Origin of the sequence: Modestobacter versicolor, assembly GCF_041028285.1 — a bacterium.
Lineage (GTDB): Bacteria > Actinomycetota > Actinomycetes > Mycobacteriales > Geodermatophilaceae > Modestobacter > Modestobacter versicolor_A.
Window position 1 is genome coordinate 65,928 of sequence record NZ_JABGDB010000010.1, and the last position, 20,090, is coordinate 86,017.

Consider the following 20,090-nt stretch of genomic DNA (forward strand, 5'->3'; position numbering starts at 1 on the left):
CCGGGCAGCGAGGTCGGTCCCGATCGCCGGTGGGACTAGACCCGGCGCAGGACGGTGACGACCCGGCCCAGCACCGTGGCGTCGTCGCCGGGGATGGGCTCGTACGCCTCGTTGTGCGGCATCAGCCAGACGTGGCCGTCGCGGCGCTTGTAGGTCTTCACCGTCGCCTCGCCGTCGATCATCGCGGCGACGATCTCGCCGTTCTCCGCGGTCGGCTGCTGGCGCACGACGACCCAGTCGCCGTCGCAGATCGCCGCGTCGACCATCGAGTCACCGGCGACCTTGAGCATGAACAGCGTGCCCTCGCCGACCAGCTCGCGGGGGAGCGGGAAGACGTCCTCCACCGCCTGCTCGGCCAGCACCGGCCCACCCGCGGCGATCCGGCCGACCAGCGGCACGTACGTGGGCTGCGGGGCGGCGGCCTCGTCCACCCCGCTGGCCGCGCCGGCGGCGGCCAGGGCCCCGTCGGCGGCGGCGTCGGAGGCCGCAGCGGCCGCGGCGGCCTCGCCGGGCAGCCGCACGTCCAGTGCCCGCGGGCGGTTGGGGTCACGCCGCAGCCAGCCCTTGCGCTGCAGCACGGACAGCTGGTGCGCCACCGAGGAGGCCGACGACAGGCCGACCGCCTCGCCGATCTCGCGCACGGACGGCGGGTAACCGCGCCGCTCGATGGAGTCGCGGATGACCTCGAGCACCCGGCGCTGCCGCTGGGTCAGCCCGTCGCCGGCCGCCCCGCGGTCGGGGAACTCGCGGATGGCGGCGCCGGTGCCGGCGCCCTCCGCGGTGTCCGTGCCGGCGGAGCTGCGCCGGGAGGAGCCCTTGCCGCTGCCTGCCGTCGGGCCGTCGACCGCCATGTGTCCTCCTCGTCCGGCTGCCGGTGGCAGCTGTTCCGGGTGCGTCGCGCCCGGCGGGCCGGACGGCGCGATCCCGTTGTCGATCACAGGTGCACGGTAGCGGGTTACACCCGTGTTGTTCAAACAGGTGTTCGAAGACGTGACCGTGTCGGGGGTGAAGTTGTCGGACCCGTGCGGTAGACATCGCACAGACGTTCGAATCGAACAGGCGTTCGAGCACACCGCTCCGCACCTGGCCGGGAGAGCGTCGTCCCGCCCGGCACCGCCAGTCCCAGGAGCGTCCCCGATGGCCAGCCCCCAGCGCAGCGACCCCGACTCCTCGCCCGACCCCGCGCGCCCCGCGGCCGTCCGCCCGGCCCCGGTCCGGCCGCTGCCCGCCCGGGAGGTCCTCCCGGCCGGTCGCGGCCCGCAGTCGGTGGCCCCGACGGCCCGCCGTGACGCCGTGCGCCCCGGCGCACGGCCGGCGCGGTCCGACGGCCTCGCAGGGGTCCGGCCGGTCCGTGGCGGCTGCTCGGTCGACCACAGCGGGGTCGCCCGCCCCGCGGTGCGCCCGCAGGCCCGCGGCGTCGCGCCGGGTCCGCTGCGGCTCACCCGCCGCGGACGCCGGGCGCTCTCCGGTCTGTCGATCGCCCTCGGTCTGTCCATCGCGGTGGTCACCGCCGCGGTCGAGCTGGGCCAGTCCGACGGCGGCCTCGAGCTGGCCGGTTCCTCGACGGTCGTCGTCCAGCCGGGGGACACGCTCTGGTCCATCGCCGGCGAGGTGGCGCCGGAGCAGGACCGGCGGGCCGTGGTGGACGCGCTGCTGGACGCCAACGAGCTGGACGCGGTCGACCTGGTGCCCGGTCAGGTCCTCCAGCTGCCCTGACACCGCTCCGCCGCTGGTCCGGCGGGAGGGCGCGGCTGGGACGGGCGGGACGTGCGCGACTGAGGAACACGACACGCCAGGTTGGGGTTGCGTATCTGTAGGGGTACGGGGCTAACCTAACCCCTACATCTTGTAGTGACAGAGATGTAGTTCCGTCCACAGGCGCCTCCCCAGGTCACCCCCAGGACATCCACCGGATGTCCCCCGGTGGGTCCACAGGGAGCGCCGAGAACGTCGCTCGACGCGGCTGATCGAGGAGGTGCCCGGTGCGTTGCCCGTTCTGCCACAGCCCTGACAGCCGGGTCATCGACTCTCGGGAGACGGACGAGGGCGCCACCACCCGGCGCCGTCGGTCGTGCCCGGTCTGCGGCCGCCGGTTCACCACGGTGGAGGAGCCCGTGCTCGCCGTGGTCAAGCGCAGCGGCGTGAGCGAGCCCTTCGACCGAAACAAGGTCATCGCGGGTGTCCGCCGGGCGTGCCAGGGCCGCCCGGTCGACGAGGCCCAGCTGGCCGTCCTCGCCGCGAAGGTCGAGGACGCCGTCCGGGCCACCGGGTCGGCCGAGGTGCCCAGCAACGAGGTGGGCCTGGCGATCCTGGGCCCGCTGCGCTACCTCGACGAGGTCGCCTACCTGCGGTTCGCCAGCGTGTACCGCTCCTTCTCCTCCGCAGCCGACTTCGAGAAGGAGATCGCCGAGCTCAAGCGGCTGCGCCCGGACCCGGCGGACACCGGGCCCCCCGGCGACGACGCCGGCACCGCCGCACCCCGCCCGTCACCCCGCTAGACACCCGCGCCCGTCCACCGGGCCGCCCGGCACCACCGGCTCTCGGCGTCCGCCGAGCTTCCCAGCCGTCCCCCTGCACGCAGGACCCTCACCACGGGAGCACGCTTTGACCGAGACAGCCGACCGCCTCACTCCCAGCCGGAACCGCCGCACCGGGAAGGCCCCCACCCGGGGCAAGGGACTGAAGGTCAAGCGGGTCTTCACGACCGCCGGGGTCCACCCCTACGACGACGTCGTCTGGGAGCGCCGTGACGTCGTCATGACCAACTGGCGGGACGGCTCGATCAACTTCGAGCAGCGCGGAGTCGAGTTCCCCTCCGAGTGGAGCATCAACGCCACCAACATCGTCACCACGAAGTACTTCCGCGGCGCGGTGGGCAGCCCGCAGCGCGAGACCAGCCTCCGCCAGCTCATCGACCGGGTCGTGCTGACCTACGGTGCAGCCGGCCGCGAGCACGGCTACTTCGCCAGCGAGGCCGACGCCGAGGTCTTCGAGCACGAGCTGACCTGGATGCTGATGCACCAGTACTTCAGCTTCAACTCCCCGGTCTGGTTCAACGTCGGCACCGCGTCGCCGCAGCAGGTCAGCGCCTGCTTCATCCTCGCCGTCGACGACACGATGGACTCGATCCTGAACTGGTACCGGGAAGAGGGCCTGATCTTCAAGGGCGGCTCCGGTGCCGGGCTGAACCTCTCCCGCATCCGCTCCTCCAAGGAGCTGCTCTCCTCCGGTGGCACCGCCTCCGGTCCGGTCTCCTTCATGCGCGGCGCCGACGCCTCCGCCGGCACCATCAAGTCCGGTGGCGCCACGCGGCGCGCGGCGAAGATGGTCGTCCTCGACATCGACCACCCCGACATCGAGGAGTTCATCGAGACCAAGGCGCGCGAGGAGGACAAGATCCGCGCGCTGCGCGACGCCGGGTACGACATGGACCTCGGCGGCAAGGACATCACCAGCGTCCAGTACCAGAACGCCAACAACTCGGTCCGGGTCAACGACGAGTTCATGCGCGCGGTCGAGAACGGCACCGAGTTCGGTCTGCGGGCCCGCTCCGACGGCTCGGTCATCGAGACCGTCGACGCCCGTGAGCTGTTCGGCAAGGTCACCAAGGCGGCTTGGGAGTGCGCGGACCCGGGCATCCAGTACGACGACACGATCAACGACTGGCACACCAACCCGGAGACGGGGCGGATCAACGCCTCGAACCCGTGCTCGGAGTACATGAGCCTGGACAACAGCTCGTGCAACCTGGCGTCGCTGAACCTCATGAAGTTCCTCAAGGACGACGGCACGTTCGACGCCAAGAACTTCGTGAAGGCCGTCGAGCTGATCATCACCGCGATGGACATCTCGATCTGCTTCGCCGACTTCCCGACCGCGCCGATCGGTGAGACCACCCGCGCCTACCGCCAGCTGGGCATCGGCTACGCCAACCTCGGCGCGATGCTGATGGCCACCGGGCACGCCTACGACTCCCGTGGCGGGCAGACGCTGGCCGCGGCGATCACCTCGCTGATGACCGGCACCGCCTACCGCCGCTCGGCCGAGCTCGCCGGCGTCGTCGGTGCCTACGAGGGCTACGCCCGCAACGCCGACGCCCACGCCCGGGTGATGCGCAAGCACGCCGCGGCCAACGACGCCATCCGCCCGGTCGGCGCCGACGACGCCGACGTGCTCAAGGCCGCCACCGCCGAGTGGCAGGAGTGCCTGGCGCTCGGCACGGAGAACGGCTGGCGCAACGCGCAGGCCTCCGTGCTGGCCCCCACCGGCACCATCGGCTTCATGATGGACTGCGACACGACCGGCATCGAGCCGGACTTCTCGCTGGTCAAGTTCAAGAAGCTGGTCGGCGGCGGCTCGATGCAGATCGTCAACCAGACGGTGCCGCGGGCGCTGCGCAGCCTGGGGTACCAGGAGGAGCAGATCGAGGCGATCGTCGAGTACATCGCCGAGCACGGCCACGTCGTCGACGCGCCGACCCTGCGCCCCGAGCACTACTCGGTCTTCGACTGCGCGATGGGCGAGCGCTCCATCTCCCCGATGGGCCACGTCCGGATGATGGCCGCGGTGCAGCCCTTCATCTCCGGCGCGATCAGCAAGACGGTCAACATGCCGGAGACGGCGACCGTCGAGGAGGTCGCGGACATCTACTTCCAGGGCTGGAAGATGGGCATCAAGGCCCTGGCGATCTACCGCGACAACTGCAAGGTCGGCCAGCCGCTGTCCGGTGGCAAGGGCAAGAACGACGGGACCAAGGCCGAGGCCGAGGTCGTGGCGGCTGCGCCGGTCACCACGCTGGCGCACCCGGTGCGCAAGCGGCTGCCGAAGAAGCGCACCAGCGTCACCACGTCCTTCAGCGTCGCCGGCGCCGAGGGCTACATGACCGCCGGGATGTACGAGGACGGCAGCCTCGGTGAGGTCTTCCTCAAGCTCGGCAAGCAGGGCTCGACCCTGGCCGGGGTGATGGACGCCTTCTCGATCGGGATCTCCCTGGCCCTGCAGCACGGGGTGCCGCTGGAGACCTACATCCAGAAGTTCACCAACATGCGGTTCGAGCCGGCCGGCATGACCGACGACCCGGACATCCGGATCGCCCAGTCGGTGATGGACTACATCTTCCGTCGCCTGGCGCTGGACCACCTGCCGGTCGAGACCCGCGCCGGGCTCGGCATCTTCAGCGCCGAGGAGCGGGCCGCCCAGGTGTCCGGCTCCTACGGTTCCTCCGCCTCGACCTCCGCGGTCGCCGAGGAGGAGGACGTCGACCTGGAGCAGCTGCGCGGCTCCGCGCCGATCGAGACCGCCAAGGTGGAGGAGAAGGTCACCCCGGCGGGCCCGAAGTCGGTCAAGGAGGCCCACTCCTCGGCCGAGCTGCTCGAGCTGGTCACCGGTACCGCCACCGACGCGCCGCTGTGCATGACCTGCGGCACGAAGATGCGCCCGGCCGGCAGCTGCTACGTCTGCGAGGGCTGCGGCTCCACCAGCGGCTGCAGCTGATCACCAGCGCGTCCCGATGACACCCGGCCCGGTCCTGCACCAGCAGGACCGGGCCGGCGTCGTCCCGGGTACGTGGGGGGCGCGGTGTCACATCCGCGGGCCGGCCGGTGTCTCCATGGCAGGACGGTCATCGGAGGAGGAGTCATGGCGAGCACGACCAGGGTCCCGAAGGCAGAGCTGACCGGCGTCTACGGCGCGGTGGTGCAGCGGATGTCGCGGCGCATGCTCGGCGCCGTGGCCGAGCCGGTGCAGGTGGCCTGGCACAACAAGAAGGTGCTGCGGGCCAGCTTCACCATGGGCCGGCTGTCCCAGAAGTGGGACGCGTGCGATGCGAACCTGAAGTCCTACGCGCACATGGCGGTGGCCGGCCTCGTCGGCTGCAGCTGGTGCCTGGACCTCGGCTACTTCTCCGCCGCGAACGAGGGGCTCGACCTCGACAAGGCCCGTGAGGTGCCCCGCTGGCGCGAGTCCACGGTGTTCACGCCCCTGGAGCGCGAGGTGCTGGGGTACGCGGAGGCGATGACGGCCACCCCGCCGACGGTCACCGACGAGATGTCGGCCCGGCTGCTGGACCAGCTCGGCGCGCCGGCGCTGGTCGAGCTGACCGCGTTCATCGCGCTGGCCAACCTCTACACCCGCAACAACACCGCGCTGGGCATCGAGTCGCAGGGCCTGGCGGCTGCGTGCGACCTGGCGCCGCTGGCCGCCCCGTCGGCGCGATGACCGACGACCCGTTCCTCGTCCACCGCAGCCTGCTCTTCACCGTCGCCTACGAGCTGCTCGGCTCGGCCGCCGACGCCGAGGACGTCGTCCAGGAGAGCTGGCTGCGGTGGTCCCGGGTGGACCGGGACGAGGTGCGGGAACCGCGGGCCTACCTGGTCCGGGTGGTCACCCGGCAGGCGCTCAACCGGCTGCGGTCGGTGTCCCGCCGCCGCGAGGACTACGTGGGGGAATGGCTGCCCGAACCGCTGCTGACCAGCCCGGACGTCGCCGGGGACGTCGAGCTGGCCGAGCACGTCTCCATCGCGATGCTCACCGTGCTGGAGACCCTCGGGCCCATCGAGCGGGCGGTGTTCGTGCTGCACGAGGTCTTCGAGACGCCGTTCGACGAGATCGCCCGGGCGGTGGGCCGCACCCCGGCCGCGGTCCGGCAGATCGCCCACCGGGCCCGCGCGCACGTCGCCGCGCGGCGGCCGCGGATGCAGGTGGACGCCGCCCAGCAGCGGGCGGTCGTCGAGCGCTTCATGGCCGCCGTCTCCACCGGCGACGTCCAGGGGCTGCTCGCGGTGCTGGCGCCGGACGTGGTCCTGACCGCCGACGGGGGTGGCCTGGCGGCCGCGGCCCGCCGGCCGGTCACCGGCGCCGCGACGGTGGCGGCGTTCCTCGCCCGGGCGGTCGAGCTGCACGACCTGGTCGCCACGGTCGCCTGGTTCAACGGGCAGCCCGGCATCCGGATCGACGCCGGCGGCTCGGTCACCGCGGTGAGCGTCCTGGTCGAGGACGGCCGGATCACCGCGCTGTACGCCATGCGGAACCCGGAGAAGCTGGACTGGGTCGAGCGGGTCGCCGAACTGCGCCGGTGACGCGCGTGCCGCGCACGGGAGGCGGTGCCGCCGTCCTAGCCTCGGTGGCATGGGTCAGCTGCTGCGGTTCGGCTGGCGCCAGGCGCAGTCGTGCCTCTTCGCCGTGCTCTTCTTCCTCGGCCTGGCGCTGGTGCGGGTCGTGCCGCTGCCGCTGGACCCCGCCGACGCGCTGCTGCTGTGGTGCCTGGCGGTCACGGCGGTGCTCTGGCGGGTCGGCTGGGAGACCGGCCGCGAGGTCGCCGTCATCGCCGGGTTCCACCTCGTCGGGCTGGCGCTGGAGCTGTTCAAGGTCCGGCAGGGGTCGTGGTCCTACCCCGACACCGGGCTGGCCGCGGTCGGCGGCGTACCGCTCTACAGCGGGTTCATGTACGCCGCCGTCGGCAGCTACGTCTGCCAGGCCTGGCGCCGGTTCGACCTGCGGGTCACCGGCTACCGGGCGCGCAGCACCGCGGTCGTCGCAGCGCTGGTCTACCTGAACTTCTTCACCTCGCACGTGCTGGCCGACGTGCGGCTGCCGCTCGCCGGCGCACTGCTCGTCGTCACCCGCCGCACCTGGGTGCACTACAGCGTCGGACGGCGCCGGTACGCGATGCCGCTGGCGCTGTCCTTCGTGCTGATCGGCTTCTTCCTCTGGGTCGCCGAGAACGCCGCCACGTGGCTGCGCGCCTGGCAGTACCCCGGTCAGGAGTCGGTGTGGACGCTGGTGCACGCCGCCAAGCTCGGCTCCTGGTCGCTGCTGGTCGTGGTCAGCATCGTGCTGGTCACCGCCGTGAAGGCCCGCGAGGGGCAGCTGTACGGCAGCCCCGCCGACCGCACCGTGCTCACCGCCTACGACCCGCCGCCGGAGCTCGCCACCCGCCGGACGGCGGCCGCGCGCAGCTGACCCGGCCTCAGCGCTGGGTGGCGCAGAACGGGTGGCCCACCGGATCGGCGTAGACCCGGAACAGGTCGTCGGGGTGCCCCTCCTCGGCCGGGGAGCCGGTCAGCGGCCGGGCGCCGCAGTCGAGCAGGTGTCCGTGCGCGGTGACCAGGTCGGGGACGGCGACGTCCAGGTGCACCCGGGCGCCCTGCGGCCACGGCGGCACCGGCGCCGCGGACCGCTGGAACGCCAGCCGGGTGCCGCCGGCCGGCGGGAGCAGCTGCAGCCACTCGTCCCCGGCCGGGTCGGTCGTCTCGTGCCCGGGCGCGTAGGCCCAGCCCAGCGCGCGCCGGTAGAACTCGGCGAGCGCGCGCGGCTCGGGGCAGTCCAGCGTCAGCTCGTACAGCGTCAGCGGTCCCATGCCCGGCGACCGTAGCCGTCACGACCGGGGCCCGGCGTCCGGCGGGGAGCCGCCCGGCGGGGCGCCGGCCGCGACCGCGCCGGGAGTGGGACGATCCCGCTCCGCAACGGGCAGAGGAGGCCGGCATGGGACGACGGGCAGGGACGGCGGCCGTCGTCGTGCTCGGTGCGGTGCTGGTGACCGCGTCGGGCTGCGGCTTCCTCACCGACCTCGCCGACCCCGCCGACCCGCCGCCCCCGCCCGCCGCCGACGCCGGCCCGCCTGCGGTCACGTCCCCGCCCGCTGCGGCACCGGCCTTCGAGCCAGGGGTGGTCGCGCAGGGTGCGCTGTTCGCCGGCGACCGGTCGGTGGGCACGCTGCGGGTGGCCACCGGGGGCGTGCAGACCGGGCTGGTGCTGCCCTTCCCGGAGTTCGACGAGGACTGCCCGATCGCGGGTCCCTCGATGCAGTACGTCGCCGTCGGGTTCACGTTCACCCTGCAGGCCGAGGGCGGGCTGGCCGGACACCTCACCATGACGCCCGGGCCGGCGACGCCCGCCGACGCCGGGGACGTCGGCGTCTTCTTCGAGCCCTCGCCGGGCAACGACGAGTACTGCACCGACGGCCCGTCGCTGCCGGACACCGACAGCTTCTGGGCCCGCGGCACGCACCGCGTCACCGGGTACGTGGTGCTCGCCGACGCGGTCGGTCCGGCGACCCCGCAGGGCCGTACGGAGGTGTTCGCGACCCTCCAGGCGCAGGTCTCGGAGCTGCGGCTCCGGGACGACGACGGCGCGGAGACGCCCCTGACGCTCGGCCCGCTGTCCGTCGGCGCCGCCTGCCCGGAGGACCCCGGCGCGTTCTGCGTGCCGCTGGGCTGAGGGCGGTCAGCCGGTGAGCTCGCTCGGGACCGTGATCACGTCGACCATCGCCCCGCGCCGGACGACGGTGACCGGCAGCGGCTCGCCGATCGCCTCGGCGAACAGCAGCCGCTGCAGGCTCTGCGCCGAGGCGACCGGCGCGCGACCGGCCTCGAGCACCAGGTCACCGGCCTTGAGCCCGGCCCGGTCGGCGGGGGAGCCGGCCATCACGTCCAGCACCTGCAGGCCGCGGCGCCGGCCGGTGCGCGCGGCCAGCTCGGCCGGCAGCGGCACCGGGCTGCTGACCAGCCCGAGGTAGGCCCGGCGCACCCTCCCGTCGCGCAGCAGCGTCTCGACGATCCGCCGGGTGGTGTCGTTGACCGGCACCGCGAGGCCCAGGCCCCAGCCGGCGACCGCGGTGTTGATGCCGACCACCCGGCTGCGCGAGTCGGCCAGCGCGCCGCCGGAGTTGCCCGGGTTGAGCGCGGCGTCGGTCTGGATGACGTCCTCCACCACCCGCGCCGCCCGGCCGTCGCGGGTCGGCAACGACCGGCCCAGCGCGCTCACCACCCCGGCGGTCACCGACCCGGCCAGCCCGAACGGGTTGCCGACGGCGACGACGAGCTGGCCGACCTGCAGCGTCGCCGCATCGCCCAGCACGGCCGGGGGCGGGGTGGCGCCTCGGGCCCGGACGACGGCCAGGTCCGACAGCGGGTCGGCGCCGACCACCTCGACCGGCGCCTCGGACCCGTCGCTGAACACCGCCCGCCCGCCGGTCGCGCGGGCGACGACGTGGGCGTTGGTGAGCAGCAGCCCGTCGTCGCTGACCAGCACGCCGGAGCCGGCGCCGCCCCGACCGCCCGGGCCGCTCACCTCCAGCGCGGCGACGTGCGGCGTCAGCTCCGCGGCCACCGTGGTGACCACGCGTGAGTAGGCGTCCAGCGCCGGCTCGGTGTCGTGCTCGTCCGCCAGGCCCATGGCGACCTCCCCTGATCACTTACCTGTAATCAGTGAACGCCGGTGCCGCCGCCGGTGGGCGGCCCGCCGTTACGCCCTCGGCGGACGTGCGCGAACATGGCCATCTTCGCCCCGTGGGCAGCGGCGAAGATGGCCATGTTCGCCCTGGGGGCTCAGCCCATCGTCTTCTGGCCGTCGATCGACTCGCGGAGGATGTCGGCGTGCCCGGCGTGCTGGGAGGTCTCGGCGACCAGGTGCAGGAAGACCCGCCGCGCCGTGCGGGTGCCGCCGGGGGTGAACCACGGCGCCTCCGGCAGCGGGTGGCTGAGGTCCAGGCTGGGCAGCGTGCGCACCAGGTCGTCGGTGCGGGCGGCCACGTCGGCGTAGGCGGCGAGCAGGCCGGCCAGCGTCTCGTCCGGGCCCATCACGAACTCCGCCGCCCAGTCGCCGGCCGTCGACTCGTCGTAGGCCGGGAAGGACGACGGGCCCTCGACCACGAAGGTGGCCCACATCCGCTCGGTGGCCGTCACGTGCTTGACCAGCCCACCGAGGGTCAGCTCGCTGGCCGTGGGGCGCAGCCTGGCCTGCTCGTCGGTGAGCCCCTCGACGGTGCGGGTGAGGAACCAGCGGTGGCTGTCGAGGGTCTCGACCAGGTCGTCGCGCTCGGCGGTGCGGGTCTCGGTGCTGGTCATCGGTCTGCCCTTCGTCGTCGGTGGCTGTCAGGGACCATGCTCCCGGCCATCGGTGCCAGATCCTGACCGCTATGGGTGAGAACCTGAGGACATGTCCGATCCGACGCACCGCACGCTGCGACTGCTGAGCCTGATGCAGGGACGGCGCGACTGGGCGGGTGCCGACCTCGCCGACCGGCTCGGCGTCTCCGTGCGGACCCTCCGGCGGGACGTCGACCGGCTCCGCGAGCTCGGCTACCCGGTGCAGGCCCAGCCCGGCGTGGACGGCGGCTACCGGCTGGCCGCAGGAGCCGCGCTGCCGCCGCTGGTGCTCGACGACGACGAGGCGGTGGCGCTGACCGTCGGGCTGCACACCGCGGCTTCCGGTGCGGTCGCCGGGATGGCCGAGCCGTCGGTGCGGGCGCTGGCCAAGGTGGTGCCGGTGCTCCCCGCCCGGCTGCGCCGCCGGGTGGACGCGCTGCGGGCGATGACGGTGCCCGGCCCGTCCTGGTCCGACGGCGGCCCGGCGGTCGACCCGCAGGTGCTGGTGGAGGTGGCCCAGGCGTGCCGGGACACCGGCCGGCTCACCTTCACCTACACCGCCGCCGGGGCGGAGCCGGCCGGGCGGCTGGTCGAACCGCACCGGCTCGTCCCGCTCGGACGACGCTGGTACCTGGTCGCCTACGACCCGTCGCGGGGTGGCTGGCGCAGCTTCCGGCTCGACCGGATGACCGCGGTGCAGGGCACCGGGGCCGCCTTCGCGCCGCGACCGCTGCCGGCCGACGACGCGGCGGCCTTCGTCCGCGCCGGGTTGCACCAGTTCCGCGAGGCCACCGTCGTCGAGGCGCTGGTCGAGGCACCGTCGGACGTCGTCCGGGACCGGGTGGGCCGCTGGGCGCGGGTGGAGGCCGACGGTCCGGACCGCTGCCGGCTGCACATGGAGACCGACTCGCTGGACTGGCCGGCGCTGGTGCTCGGCGCCGTCCGCGCGGAGTTCACCGTGCTGGCCCCCGACGAGCTGCGCGACCGGCTGGCCGAGTGGTCCGCGCGCTTCGCCCGGGCGGTCCGCGGCTCAGCGCAGGGCGGGTGACCGCACCAGCCAGACCGCGCAGGTGGCCGCGGCTGCCGCGGCCACCGCCCAGGCCAGCACGGGCCCTGGCACCGGGCCGAGGTCGCCGGCCGCCACCAGCACCAGCGCCGCCACGCCCAGGGCCGTGCCCAGCTGGGCGCCGGTGTTGAGCACCCCGGAGGCGCTGCCTTCGAGGTCCGAGGCCACCTGCGTGCCGATCGCGTTGCCGGCGACGGAGGCGGCCCCGAGGCCGAGGCCGATCACCGTCCCGCCGGCGACCACCCCCGCCGTGCTCCCGGACGTGGCGGCGAGCACGACGTTGCCGGCGCCGATGCCGAGCAGCCCGGCACCGCCGATGACCGGCATCGGCAGCCGGGCGGTGAGCGGCCGGGTGGCCGCCGAGCCGGCGACCGCGGCGACGCTGATCGGCAGCAGCGACAGCCCGGCCTCGAGGGGGGAGGCGCCCAGTCGGTCCTGCAGCACGAGCGTGGCGAGCACCGCGGCCGAGCTGGTGGTCGCGGTGTTGACGAAGGACACGACCGTGCCCGCCCGCAGGTGCGCCGAGCGGACCGCGCCGGCCGGGACGAGCGGCCCGCGGCTGCGTCGCTGCTGGTGGGCGAAGAGCAGCCCCACCCCGGCCCCGGCGACCACGAGCGCCGCACCGGCCGGCCGCGAGCCGGGGGCCTCGACCAGCGAGGCGCCGGCCACGACGGCCATCACCGCACCGATCAGCAGCGCGGCACCGGGCAGGTCGAGGTGCGCGCCGGGGGACTCGGGCGGCGGCGCGGGCACCGTCCGGAGCAGGACGGCCAGCAGCAGGACGCCGATCGGCACGTTGACCCAGAACACCGCCCGCCACCCCCAGACGTCGGTGAGCAGGCCACCCACCAGGAACCCGGCGGCGCCGGCGACCGCACCCGAGGCGCTCCACAGCGCCAGCGCGCCGGCCCGGTCGCGGCCGGCCGCGACCAGGAGCAGCCGCAGCGCCGACGGCACGCAGACGGCCGCCGCCCCGCCCTGCACCGCCCGGACGACGAGGAGCTGACCCACGCCCTGGGCCAGCCCGCCGGCGACCGCGGCGGCGGTGAAGACGACGACGCCCGCGAGGAGCACGCGCCGCGAGCCGTACCGGTCACCCAGCCGGGCACCGAGGACGAGCAGCCCACCGAAGAACATCGGGTAGGCGACCGCCAGCGGCCCGGCTGCCGAGCCGGCCGCGTCCAGGCCGTCGAGCACCGCCGGGATGGCGGTGGTCGTGCTGGTCACGCCCAGCACGTCGACGAACTGCACCGCACACAGGACGAGGACCACGACGGGGGGCACGGCCGGGACCGTAGCCAGCGGCACCGACAACTCGGGGCTCCCCGCGAGCGGCTCGTGCGGGACGAGGAGCCGTAGCGGTCGGTACGCCACGGCAGCTGCCGCCGGGCACGATGGCGGGGTGGACGACGACGCGCTGGACGAGATCGCCGAGGAGCTCTACGGCGTGCCGCCGGACGAGTTCGTCGAGGCGCGCACCGCCGCCCGTGACCGGGTGAAGGCGGCGGACAAGGAACTGGCCAAGGCCGTCGCCGCGCTGCCCAAGCCGACGACGGCCGCCTGGGTGTGCAACCTGCTGGTGCGGCGCCAGCCCGACGAGGTGGCCCAGCTGCGCGAGGTGGGGGAGCTGCTACGGCAGGCGCAGGTCGGCCTGTCCGGCGACGAGCTGCGGCAGCTGGGTCGGCAGCGCAACCAGGTGGTCGCTGCCCTGGCCCGGCAGGCCCGCGGGCTGGCGCACGCCGAGGGGCACGACGTGAGCAGCGCGGTCGCCGAGCAGGTGGAGAGCACGCTGCGGGCGGCGGTGGTGGACCCCGACGCGGGCGAGGCGCTGGCCGCCGGCCGGCTGACCACGGCGCTGTCCTACAGCGGGCTCGGCCCGGTCGACCTCGGTGGCGCGGTGGCCACCCCGGTGCGCGCCGCCCGAGCCCCCCGCCCCGAGCGGGAGGAGGTCCGCCGTCCGGCCGGGCCGGATGCCGAGGAGCAGCGCCGTCGGGAGGCCGCGGAGCGCCGGCAGCGCGAGCTGGAGCAGGCCCGCCGGGACGCCGAGGAGGCGGCCGGGATGGCGCGGGACGCGGCCGCGGGGGCCGCGGCGGCGGACCAGGCGCTGACCGAGGCGGCGGAGCGGCGGGACCAGCTGCAGCAGCGGGCCGAGCAGCTGGAGAAGGAGCTGCGCCGGGTGGAGCGGGAGGCGAAGGAGTCGGTGACCGCGGTGCACGAGGCCGAGAAGCGCCGCGACGCCGCCGCGCGCCGGGCCGAGACGGCGGTGGCGATCCGGGACCGGTCGGCAGCCCGGGTCGAGGAGCTCGCGGCGTCCGACGCCTGAGCGGTCAGCGACCGGAGGTGCTGTGGCGCTGCCGCTTGCCCTCGTAGAGCGCGGCGTCGGCACGCTGCAGCAGGGTGCCCAGCGTGTCGCCGTCCCGGGCGGTGGCGGTGCCGACCGACCAGCCGATCGGCACGCCGCCGTCCAGCCGCTGGAGCACCTCGACCGCCCCGGGTCCGTCGGTGCCGGGCAGGCAGAGCACGAACTCGTCCCCGCCGTGCCGGCCGAGCAGGTCCGAGGCGCGCACCCGGGTGCTCCAGTGACCGGCGACCTCGCGCAGCAGCCGGTCCCCGGCGACGTGGCCGTCCCGGTCGTTGACCACCTTGAAGTGGTCCAGGTCCAGGATCGCCACGGTCAGCGGCTCACCGGTCCGAAGGGCGCGGGCCAGGCTGCGGGCGGCCTCGGCCTCCCAGGCCCGGCGGTTGGCGACGCCGGTCAGCGGGTCGGTCGAGGCCTGGGCGCGCAGCCGTCCGTTGAGCCGGCCGTGCGCCTCGGTGAGGACGAGCGCCACGGTGACGGCGATGAGCCAGGGCTGCAGGAAGCCGGTCGGGACCGCGAGGGCCGCTCCGACCGAGGCGGCGCCCACGGCCAGCAGGACGTGCGCCCGGGCGGCCCGCAGCGACGAGAAGTGGGCGGCGTACAACCCGGTGCAGACCAGCACCGGCCCGAGGCCGACGACGCCCACGGCGGTGCCCGACCGGGCGGCCAGCACCCCCACGAGCAGCGAGAACAGCGCCAGCAGGGCGTGCTGGACCCGTCCAGGCAGGCGGTCGCCGGCGGCCGTCACCCCGGCGGCGACGGTCAGCCCGACCACGCCGAACGTCCAGGCCAGCCCGACCGGCGTCTCCGGGTGCATCGGCCACAGTGCGGCGGCGAGGCAGAAGAGGGCGCCGCTGCCGTGCAGCAACGCCAGGAGCGCCACCCGGGCCTGGGGTCTGCTGCGCATCGTCACCTCGTCCATGTCACCGTTGACGTCGACCGGTCGAGGGTCCGACAGCACGGCCCGGCGCGCCACAGCGACCCTTCGGGGTGAGACGCGCGGCCCGGGAGCACTGCCACCCCCGTGGACGGCGACGGCCCGGCCCCCGCGTGCGCGGGGACCGGGCCGTCGGCGGGCGTGCCGGGGTCGTCAGGCGGACTGGCGCCCGGTGGCGTCGACCGGCTCGAGGGTGTTCTTCGGGCCGCCGGTCTTGGAGACCTCGAAGGCCGACCCGAGCTCCTCCAGCGCCAGCCGGCCGTAGACCTGCTGCTGGGTGGCGGTGCGCTGGCCGCGGCCGCGACCCAGGAAGCTCACCACCCAGCCGATCGCGGTGGTGAAGCGGCTCTTGAAGCCGACGACGTAGAAGATGTGCACGACCAACCACATCGCCCAGGCGATGAAGCCGGTGAACTTGAGCTTGCCGAGGTCGGCGACGGCGGCGAACCGCGCGACCGTCGCCATGCTGCCCTTGTCGTGGTACGTGAACTCCGGCTTGGCCGGCCGTCCGGCGAGCCGGGCCTTGATGGCATCGGCAGCGAACCGGCCACCCTGGATGGCGACCTGGGCGACCCCCGGCAGCCGGTTCAGCGAGATCATGTCGCCGACGACGTGCACCTCGGGGTGACCGGGCAGCGTCAGGTCCGGCTGCACCGACACGCGGCCGGCCCGGTCGACGGCCGCGCCGGACTGCTCACCGAGCATCTTGCCCAGCGAGCTGGCCTGCACGCCGGCGGCCCAGATCTTGGTGGCCGAGTGGATGCGCCGCTGGTGCCCCTCGCCGTCCTTGACCACGATCCCGTCGGCGTCGACGTCGGTCACCATCGCACCCAGCTGGACCTCGACACCGATCTCGTTGAGCCGCTTGTGGGCGTACTGGCCGAGGGAGTCGGCGAACGGCGGCAGCACCTTGGGCGCGGCGTCGAGCAGGATGACCCGGGCGCTGGTGGGGTCGATGGAGCGGAAGTCGCGCTTGAGCGTGCGGCGGGCCAGCTCGGCGATCTGACCGGCCATCTCCACGCCGGTCGGGCCGGCGCCGACGACGACGAAGGTGAGCAGCCGGTCGATCTCGGCCGGGTCGGTGGCCAGCTCGGCGAGCTCGAACGCGCCGAAGATCCGGCCGCGCAGCTCCAGGGCGTCGTCGATGCTCTTCATGCCCGGCGCGAACTCGGCGAACTGGTCGTTGCCGAAGTAGCTCTGCCCGGCGCCGGCGGCGACGATCAGCTCGTCGTACTCGTGCACGGTGGTGCGACCGAGGACGGTGGAGGTGACGGTGCGAGCAGCCAGGTCGATCTCGGTGACCTCGCCCAGGACGACGCGGGCGTTGTCCTGCCGGGCCAGGATCTCCCGGGTGGCCGGGGCGATCTCGCCCTCGGAGAGGATGCCGGTGGCCACTTGGTAGAGCAGCGGCTGGAAGAGGTGGTGGGTGGTCTTCCCGATCAGCGTGATGTCGACAGGGGCCTTCTTCAGCCGCTGGGCGGCGAAGAGACCGCCGAACCCCGACCCGACGATGACGACCTTCGGCCGCTGTCCGGTGGGCTGGGTCGCGGTGGTCACGGTGCCTCCTGATATGTCGTCATGATGACTCATCATCCCACCGCGCTGTGGGTTGCTGCGCCCACCCCACCTGGACGGTGGCGGTGAGTCCCACCCAGGACAGCGCCGGGGCACCGGCGGCTGTTCCCGACGTGGTGCTCGTCCCGGGACTGGGCCTCGACGAGCGTTCCTCCGCGCGGCTGCGACAGCGCATCGGCGGAGCGGTGGTCATTCTGCCCGGCATGGGCCGCCGACGCCGAGCGGGCACGCTGACGGACCTCGCCGAGGAGCTGGTCGCGGCGCTGCCGTCACGCACGGTGGTGCTGGTCGGACACTCGCAGAGCTGCCAGGTGGTGGTCGCCGCGGCGGAGCGCGACCCGCGGGTGGCCGGGCTGCTGCTCCTCGGCCCGACCACCGACCCGCGGCTGCGCCGTCCCGCCATGCTCGTGTCCCGCTGGCTGCGCACCGCGGTGCACGAACCGTGGTGGCAGGCGCCTCTGGTGCTGGCGCAGTGGTCGCGCACCGGGCCGCGGGCGATGCGGGTGCTGTGGCGGTCCGTCGCCGGCGACCGGGTCGACGAGCGGCTGCGCCGGGTGCCGGTGCCGGTGTTCGTCGTCCGCGGGGACCGGGACGCGCTGTGCCCGCACGACTGGGCGGCCCGACTGGCCGCCGGTGCGCCGCACGGGCGGCTGGTCGAGCTGCCCGGTGCGGCGCACATGACCCCCCAGACCCGGCCGGACGACGTCGCCCGGCTGGTCCGCGAGCTGCTCGCGGCGGTGTCCTAGGAGCGCAGGGCCCGCTTGGCGGCCTTGCGGCTGCGCCGGCTGGTGCGGGCCGCGCGCTCCTGCCGGCCGACCAGGGCCTGGGTGAGCAGGCCGATGCCGATGCCGAGCATCCACACGTCCTTGGCGATCGGCAGCCCGTCCTGGGTCGGCGCGACGCTCCTACCCGGCTTGGTCATCCCCGGGGTGCGCAGGTAGAGGCCCAGCAGCCCGCCGGAGAAGCCGGTGAGCGCCGCGCCGGCCACCGCGGTGGGGACGAAGGGGGCGAGCAGCAGCGCGCCGATGCCGATCTCCGCGGTGGACAGCGCCTTGGCGAAGGTGGCCGGCGGCACGTCCTTGAGGAACGGGTAGGTGCCGGCGGCGAAGCCGTGCAGCCCGGCCGCGGTGCCCTCGTCGGCGCCGCGCTTGCCGAGGCCGGAGTTGAGGATGAAGGCGCCGGTGGCGATCCGCGGGGGGATCTCGCTGGCGGTGATGGGCAGGCGCATGGGGTACCTCACTGGCGATGGGGATGGTGCTGTTCTCAACATCATCCTCACCGGCTGCCCGCCGCCCCGCGACCCCGGGTCCCCGCCGCCGCCTCGGATCAGGTGACCTGATCCCGCGTGCTCCTGGCTCACCTCAGGAGCTGAGCCAGGAGCACGCGGGGTGAGCCAGGACGTGGGTCAGCGGCCGGAGCGACCGCGGCCCCGGCCTGCGCCGCTGGGCGACTGCCCGGCCCGCGCGGCCAGCTCGGCGCGGGTGCGCGCGGGTCCGGACGTGCGGCCCGAACCACCCGAGCTGCTGCGACCGGAGCCGCCGGACGACGCACCGGCCGGCTTGCTGCCGCCGCTGCGACGGCGGCCGCCGTTGGCGCCACCGCCGGAGCCCTGCGGCTGCGGGGCGGCGACCGGGGCCGGCTCCACGTAGGGGGCGGCCGGACCGGTCAGCGCGACGATCTCGCGGGCGCCGGGCTTGATCGCCGAGACGTCCGGGGTGATGCCGGCCTGGCGGGCGAGGGTGCGCACCTCGGCGGCCTGGTCCGGGGTGGCGATGGTGACGACGATGCCGCCGGCACCGGCGCGGGCGGTGCGGCCCGAGCGGTGCAGGTAGGCCTTGTGCTCGGCCGGCGGGTCGACGTGCACGACGATGGCGACGTCGTCCACGTGGATGCCGCGGGCGGCGATGTCGGTCGCGCACAGCACCCGGGTCTCGCCGTTGCTGAACGCCTCGAGGTTGCGCTCGCGGGCGTTCTGGCTGAGGTTGCCGTGCAGGTCGACGGCGGGGACGCCGGCCGCCGTGAGCTGCTTGGCCAGCTTCTTGGCCTGGTGCTTGGTGCGGGTGAACATCACCGTGCGGCCGAGGCCGGAGGCGAGCTCCTTGACGATCTGCGGCTTGTCGGCGGCGTCGACCCGGAACACGTGGTGGGTCATCGTCGACACCGGTGCGACGGCCGGGTCGACCGAGTGCGTGGTCGGCCGGTCCAGGTAGCGCTTGACCAGGACGTCGACGCCGTTGTCCAGGGTGGCCGAGAACAGCAGGCGCTGGCCGACCTTGGGGGTGCGGTCGAGCAGCCGCTTCACGCCGGGCAGGAAGCCCAGGTCGGCCATGTGGTCGGCCTCGTCGAGGATGGTGATCTCGACGGCGCCGAGGTCGGCGTGCCGCTGCTGGATGAGGTCCTCGAGCCGGCCGGGGCAGGCGATGAGCACGTCGATGCCGCCGGCGAGGGCCTGCACCTGCGGGTTCTGGCCGACGCCGCCGAAGACGACGGCGGTCTTCATGCCCAGCGCGCGGGCCAGCGGGTCGACGACCGCGGCGACCTGGTTGGCCAGCTCGCGGGTCGGCACCAAGATCAGCGCGCGCGGCCGCTTGGGCTGACGCTTGCTGGTCGAGGTGGCCAGCCGGGCGACCAGCGGGATGGAGAAGGCCAGCGTCTTGCCCGAGCCGGTGCGGCCGCGGCCGAGCACGTCGCGCCCGGCGAGGGTGTCCGGCAGCGTGGCGACCTGGATCGGGAACGGCGCGGTGATGCCGCTGGCGGTGAGCACCTCGACCAGCGGGGCGGGCACGCCGAGCGCCTCGAACGTGGTGTCGGTCGGCAGCACCGTGGGGACGTCGCCGACGGGGACGACGGGAGCCGCGGGCACCTGCTCGGGGGCGCGGGTCTGCGCGCCCTCCGGGCGGGGGCCGGCGCCGCTGCCGCGGCCGCCGCGACGACGGCGGGCGCCCTCGCCGGTCGCCGGGGTGGCGTGCGGGGTGGCGTGCGAGGTGGCGTGCGGGGTGGCGGAGTCGCTGGGGGCGGTGGCCGGGCGGGTGGCGCGACGGCGCGGGCGGTCAGCGCTGCCGTTCTGGGCAGGGGTGGTCGAGCTGGTCACGGTCGGTTCCTCAACAGTCCGGTGGCCACCGTCGGTCCACCGGGTGCGGGGCCGCCACGGTGGGGCCGCATCGCTCGTCCGGTGTGGACGTCGGGTCGCCGGCGCGCCTCGGTGGCGCAGCCTCGCGCCGACGTCGAGTCCACCTGCCCTCGGATGAGCGGGGGGCGGCGCCGGTGATCTCCACTCTGCCAGACGCG

The 20,090-nt window shown here is 74.6% G+C and carries 19 protein-coding genes; 10 read left to right on the forward strand and 9 right to left on the reverse strand.

Annotated features, from left to right (window positions below; translation table 11 throughout):
• Positions 1–35 precede the first annotated feature (35 nt).
• Positions 36–851 (reverse strand): transcriptional repressor LexA, encoded by an 816-nt coding sequence (gene lexA / locus HL054_RS21175; protein ID WP_369141098.1) that lies wholly within the window; start codon positions 849–851, stop codon positions 36–38.
• Between the two features lie 286 nt (positions 852–1,137).
• Here lexA and HL054_RS21180 point away from each other — a divergent pair, with 286 nt between their 5' ends.
• From HL054_RS21180 to HL054_RS21205, 6 genes are all read left to right on the forward strand, one after another.
• The gene (locus HL054_RS21180) at positions 1,138–1,716 is read left to right on the forward strand and encodes a LysM peptidoglycan-binding domain-containing protein (protein ID WP_369141099.1); all 579 of its coding nucleotides are present in this window, start codon (positions 1,138–1,140) and stop codon (positions 1,714–1,716) included.
• A gap of 266 nt (positions 1,717–1,982) precedes the next feature.
• A complete protein-coding gene (nrdR, locus tag HL054_RS21185; protein ID WP_369141100.1) occupies positions 1,983–2,498 on the forward strand; it encodes a transcriptional regulator NrdR in 516 nt (171 codons plus the stop codon).
• Positions 2,499–2,604: 106 nt separating this feature from the next.
• Positions 2,605–5,493, forward strand: coding sequence for a vitamin B12-dependent ribonucleotide reductase (locus HL054_RS21190; protein WP_369141101.1), 2,889 nt, complete (start codon positions 2,605–2,607; stop codon positions 5,491–5,493).
• 144 nt (positions 5,494–5,637) lie between these two features.
• The gene (locus HL054_RS21195) at positions 5,638–6,216 is read left to right on the forward strand and encodes a carboxymuconolactone decarboxylase family protein (RefSeq protein WP_369141102.1); all 579 of its coding nucleotides are present in this window, start codon (positions 5,638–5,640) and stop codon (positions 6,214–6,216) included.
• A complete protein-coding gene (locus tag HL054_RS21200) occupies positions 6,213–7,076 on the forward strand; it encodes an RNA polymerase sigma-70 factor (protein ID WP_369141103.1) in 864 nt (287 codons plus the stop codon). Before HL054_RS21195 ends, HL054_RS21200 begins: the two co-directional genes overlap by 4 nt.
• Before the next feature lie 49 nt (positions 7,077–7,125).
• Positions 7,126–7,959: a DUF817 domain-containing protein gene (locus HL054_RS21205; RefSeq protein WP_369141104.1), complete on the forward strand. Its 834-nt coding sequence runs from the start codon at positions 7,126–7,128 to the stop codon at positions 7,957–7,959.
• A gap of 7 nt (positions 7,960–7,966) precedes the next feature.
• Here the strand turns inward: HL054_RS21205 and HL054_RS21210 are convergent, their stop codons facing one another.
• On the reverse strand, positions 7,967–8,356 hold the full coding sequence (locus tag HL054_RS21210) for a VOC family protein (RefSeq protein ID WP_369141105.1): 390 nt from the start codon (positions 8,354–8,356) through the stop codon (positions 7,967–7,969).
• 125 nt (positions 8,357–8,481) lie between these two features.
• Between HL054_RS21210 and HL054_RS21215 the strand changes: the two genes are divergently transcribed.
• Positions 8,482–9,216 (forward strand): hypothetical protein, encoded by a 735-nt coding sequence (locus tag HL054_RS21215; protein WP_369141106.1) that lies wholly within the window; start codon positions 8,482–8,484, stop codon positions 9,214–9,216.
• Positions 9,217–9,222: 6 nt separating this feature from the next.
• On the opposite strand, the gene HL054_RS21220 is transcribed toward HL054_RS21215, so the two are convergent.
• Both HL054_RS21220 and HL054_RS21225 read right to left on the reverse strand, forming a co-directional pair.
• Entirely contained in the window at positions 9,223–10,173 is a 951-nt protein-coding gene (locus HL054_RS21220; RefSeq protein ID WP_369141107.1) for a S1C family serine protease, read from the reverse strand.
• A gap of 152 nt (positions 10,174–10,325) precedes the next feature.
• Positions 10,326–10,844 (reverse strand): DinB family protein, encoded by a 519-nt coding sequence (locus HL054_RS21225; RefSeq protein ID WP_369141109.1) that lies wholly within the window; start codon positions 10,842–10,844, stop codon positions 10,326–10,328.
• Between the two features lie 91 nt (positions 10,845–10,935).
• Between HL054_RS21225 and HL054_RS21230 the strand changes: the two genes are divergently transcribed.
• On the forward strand, positions 10,936–11,913 hold the full coding sequence (locus tag HL054_RS21230) for a helix-turn-helix transcriptional regulator (RefSeq protein ID WP_369141110.1): 978 nt from the start codon (positions 10,936–10,938) through the stop codon (positions 11,911–11,913).
• On the opposite strand, the gene HL054_RS21235 is transcribed toward HL054_RS21230, so the two are convergent.
• Complete coding sequence (locus HL054_RS21235) at positions 11,896–13,215, reverse strand: MFS transporter (protein WP_369141111.1); 1,320 nt, start codon at positions 13,213–13,215, stop codon at positions 11,896–11,898. The two genes, HL054_RS21230 and HL054_RS21235, sit on opposite strands and share 18 nt — an antisense overlap.
• A 118-nt stretch (positions 13,216–13,333) precedes the next feature.
• On the opposite strand from HL054_RS21235, the gene HL054_RS21240 reads away from it, so the two are divergent.
• Entirely contained in the window at positions 13,334–14,254 is a 921-nt protein-coding gene (locus HL054_RS21240; RefSeq protein WP_369141112.1) for a hypothetical protein, read from the forward strand.
• A gap of 4 nt (positions 14,255–14,258) precedes the next feature.
• Here the strand turns inward: HL054_RS21240 and HL054_RS21245 are convergent, their stop codons facing one another.
• Together HL054_RS21245 and HL054_RS21250 are read right to left on the reverse strand one after the other, a co-directional pair.
• Positions 14,259–15,197 (reverse strand): GGDEF domain-containing protein, encoded by a 939-nt coding sequence (locus tag HL054_RS21245; RefSeq protein WP_369141113.1) that lies wholly within the window; start codon positions 15,195–15,197, stop codon positions 14,259–14,261.
• 183 nt (positions 15,198–15,380) lie between these two features.
• On the reverse strand, positions 15,381–16,784 hold the full coding sequence (locus tag HL054_RS21250; RefSeq protein WP_369141115.1) for an NAD(P)/FAD-dependent oxidoreductase: 1,404 nt from the start codon (positions 16,782–16,784) through the stop codon (positions 15,381–15,383).
• 134 nt (positions 16,785–16,918) lie between these two features.
• Here HL054_RS21250 and HL054_RS21255 point away from each other — a divergent pair, with 134 nt between their 5' ends.
• Entirely contained in the window at positions 16,919–17,548 is a 630-nt protein-coding gene (locus HL054_RS21255) for an alpha/beta fold hydrolase (protein WP_369141127.1), read from the forward strand.
• Here HL054_RS21255 and HL054_RS21260 read toward each other — a convergent pair.
• A complete protein-coding gene (locus tag HL054_RS21260; RefSeq protein WP_369141116.1) occupies positions 17,545–18,030 on the reverse strand; it encodes a hypothetical protein in 486 nt (161 codons plus the stop codon). The genes HL054_RS21255 and HL054_RS21260 overlap by 4 nt on opposite strands.
• 177 nt (positions 18,031–18,207) lie before the next feature.
• Positions 18,208–19,893 carry a DEAD/DEAH box helicase gene (locus tag HL054_RS21265; RefSeq protein WP_369141117.1) on the reverse strand — a complete coding sequence of 562 codons (1,686 nt, stop codon included), beginning with the start codon at positions 19,891–19,893 and terminating at the stop codon, positions 18,208–18,210.
• Positions 19,894–20,090: the final 197 nt, after the last annotated feature.

Excerpts from the sequence above, each read along its gene's own strand:
- lexA (WP_369141098.1), bottom strand. The coding sequence starts at position 851 with ATGGCGGTCGACGGCCCGACGGCAGGCAGCGGCAAGGGCTCCTCCCGG.
- HL054_RS21180 (WP_369141099.1), top strand. The coding sequence starts at position 1,138 with ATGGCCAGCCCCCAGCGCAGCGACCCCGACTCCTCGCCCGACCCCGCG.
- HL054_RS21195 (WP_369141102.1), top strand. The coding sequence starts at position 5,638 with ATGGCGAGCACGACCAGGGTCCCGAAGGCAGAGCTGACCGGCGTCTAC.
- HL054_RS21200 (WP_369141103.1), top strand. The coding sequence starts at position 6,213 with ATGACCGACGACCCGTTCCTCGTCCACCGCAGCCTGCTCTTCACCGTC.
- HL054_RS21205 (WP_369141104.1), top strand. The coding sequence starts at position 7,126 with ATGGGTCAGCTGCTGCGGTTCGGCTGGCGCCAGGCGCAGTCGTGCCTC.
- HL054_RS21210 (WP_369141105.1), bottom strand. The coding sequence starts at position 8,356 with ATGGGACCGCTGACGCTGTACGAGCTGACGCTGGACTGCCCCGAGCCG.
- HL054_RS21215 (WP_369141106.1), top strand. The coding sequence starts at position 8,482 with ATGGGACGACGGGCAGGGACGGCGGCCGTCGTCGTGCTCGGTGCGGTG.
- HL054_RS21220 (WP_369141107.1), bottom strand. The coding sequence starts at position 10,173 with ATGGGCCTGGCGGACGAGCACGACACCGAGCCGGCGCTGGACGCCTAC.
- HL054_RS21225 (WP_369141109.1), bottom strand. The coding sequence starts at position 10,844 with ATGACCAGCACCGAGACCCGCACCGCCGAGCGCGACGACCTGGTCGAG.
- HL054_RS21230 (WP_369141110.1), top strand. The coding sequence starts at position 10,936 with ATGTCCGATCCGACGCACCGCACGCTGCGACTGCTGAGCCTGATGCAG.
- HL054_RS21245 (WP_369141113.1), bottom strand. The coding sequence starts at position 15,197 with ATGCGCAGCAGACCCCAGGCCCGGGTGGCGCTCCTGGCGTTGCTGCAC.
- HL054_RS21260 (WP_369141116.1), bottom strand. The coding sequence starts at position 18,030 with ATGCGCCTGCCCATCACCGCCAGCGAGATCCCCCCGCGGATCGCCACC.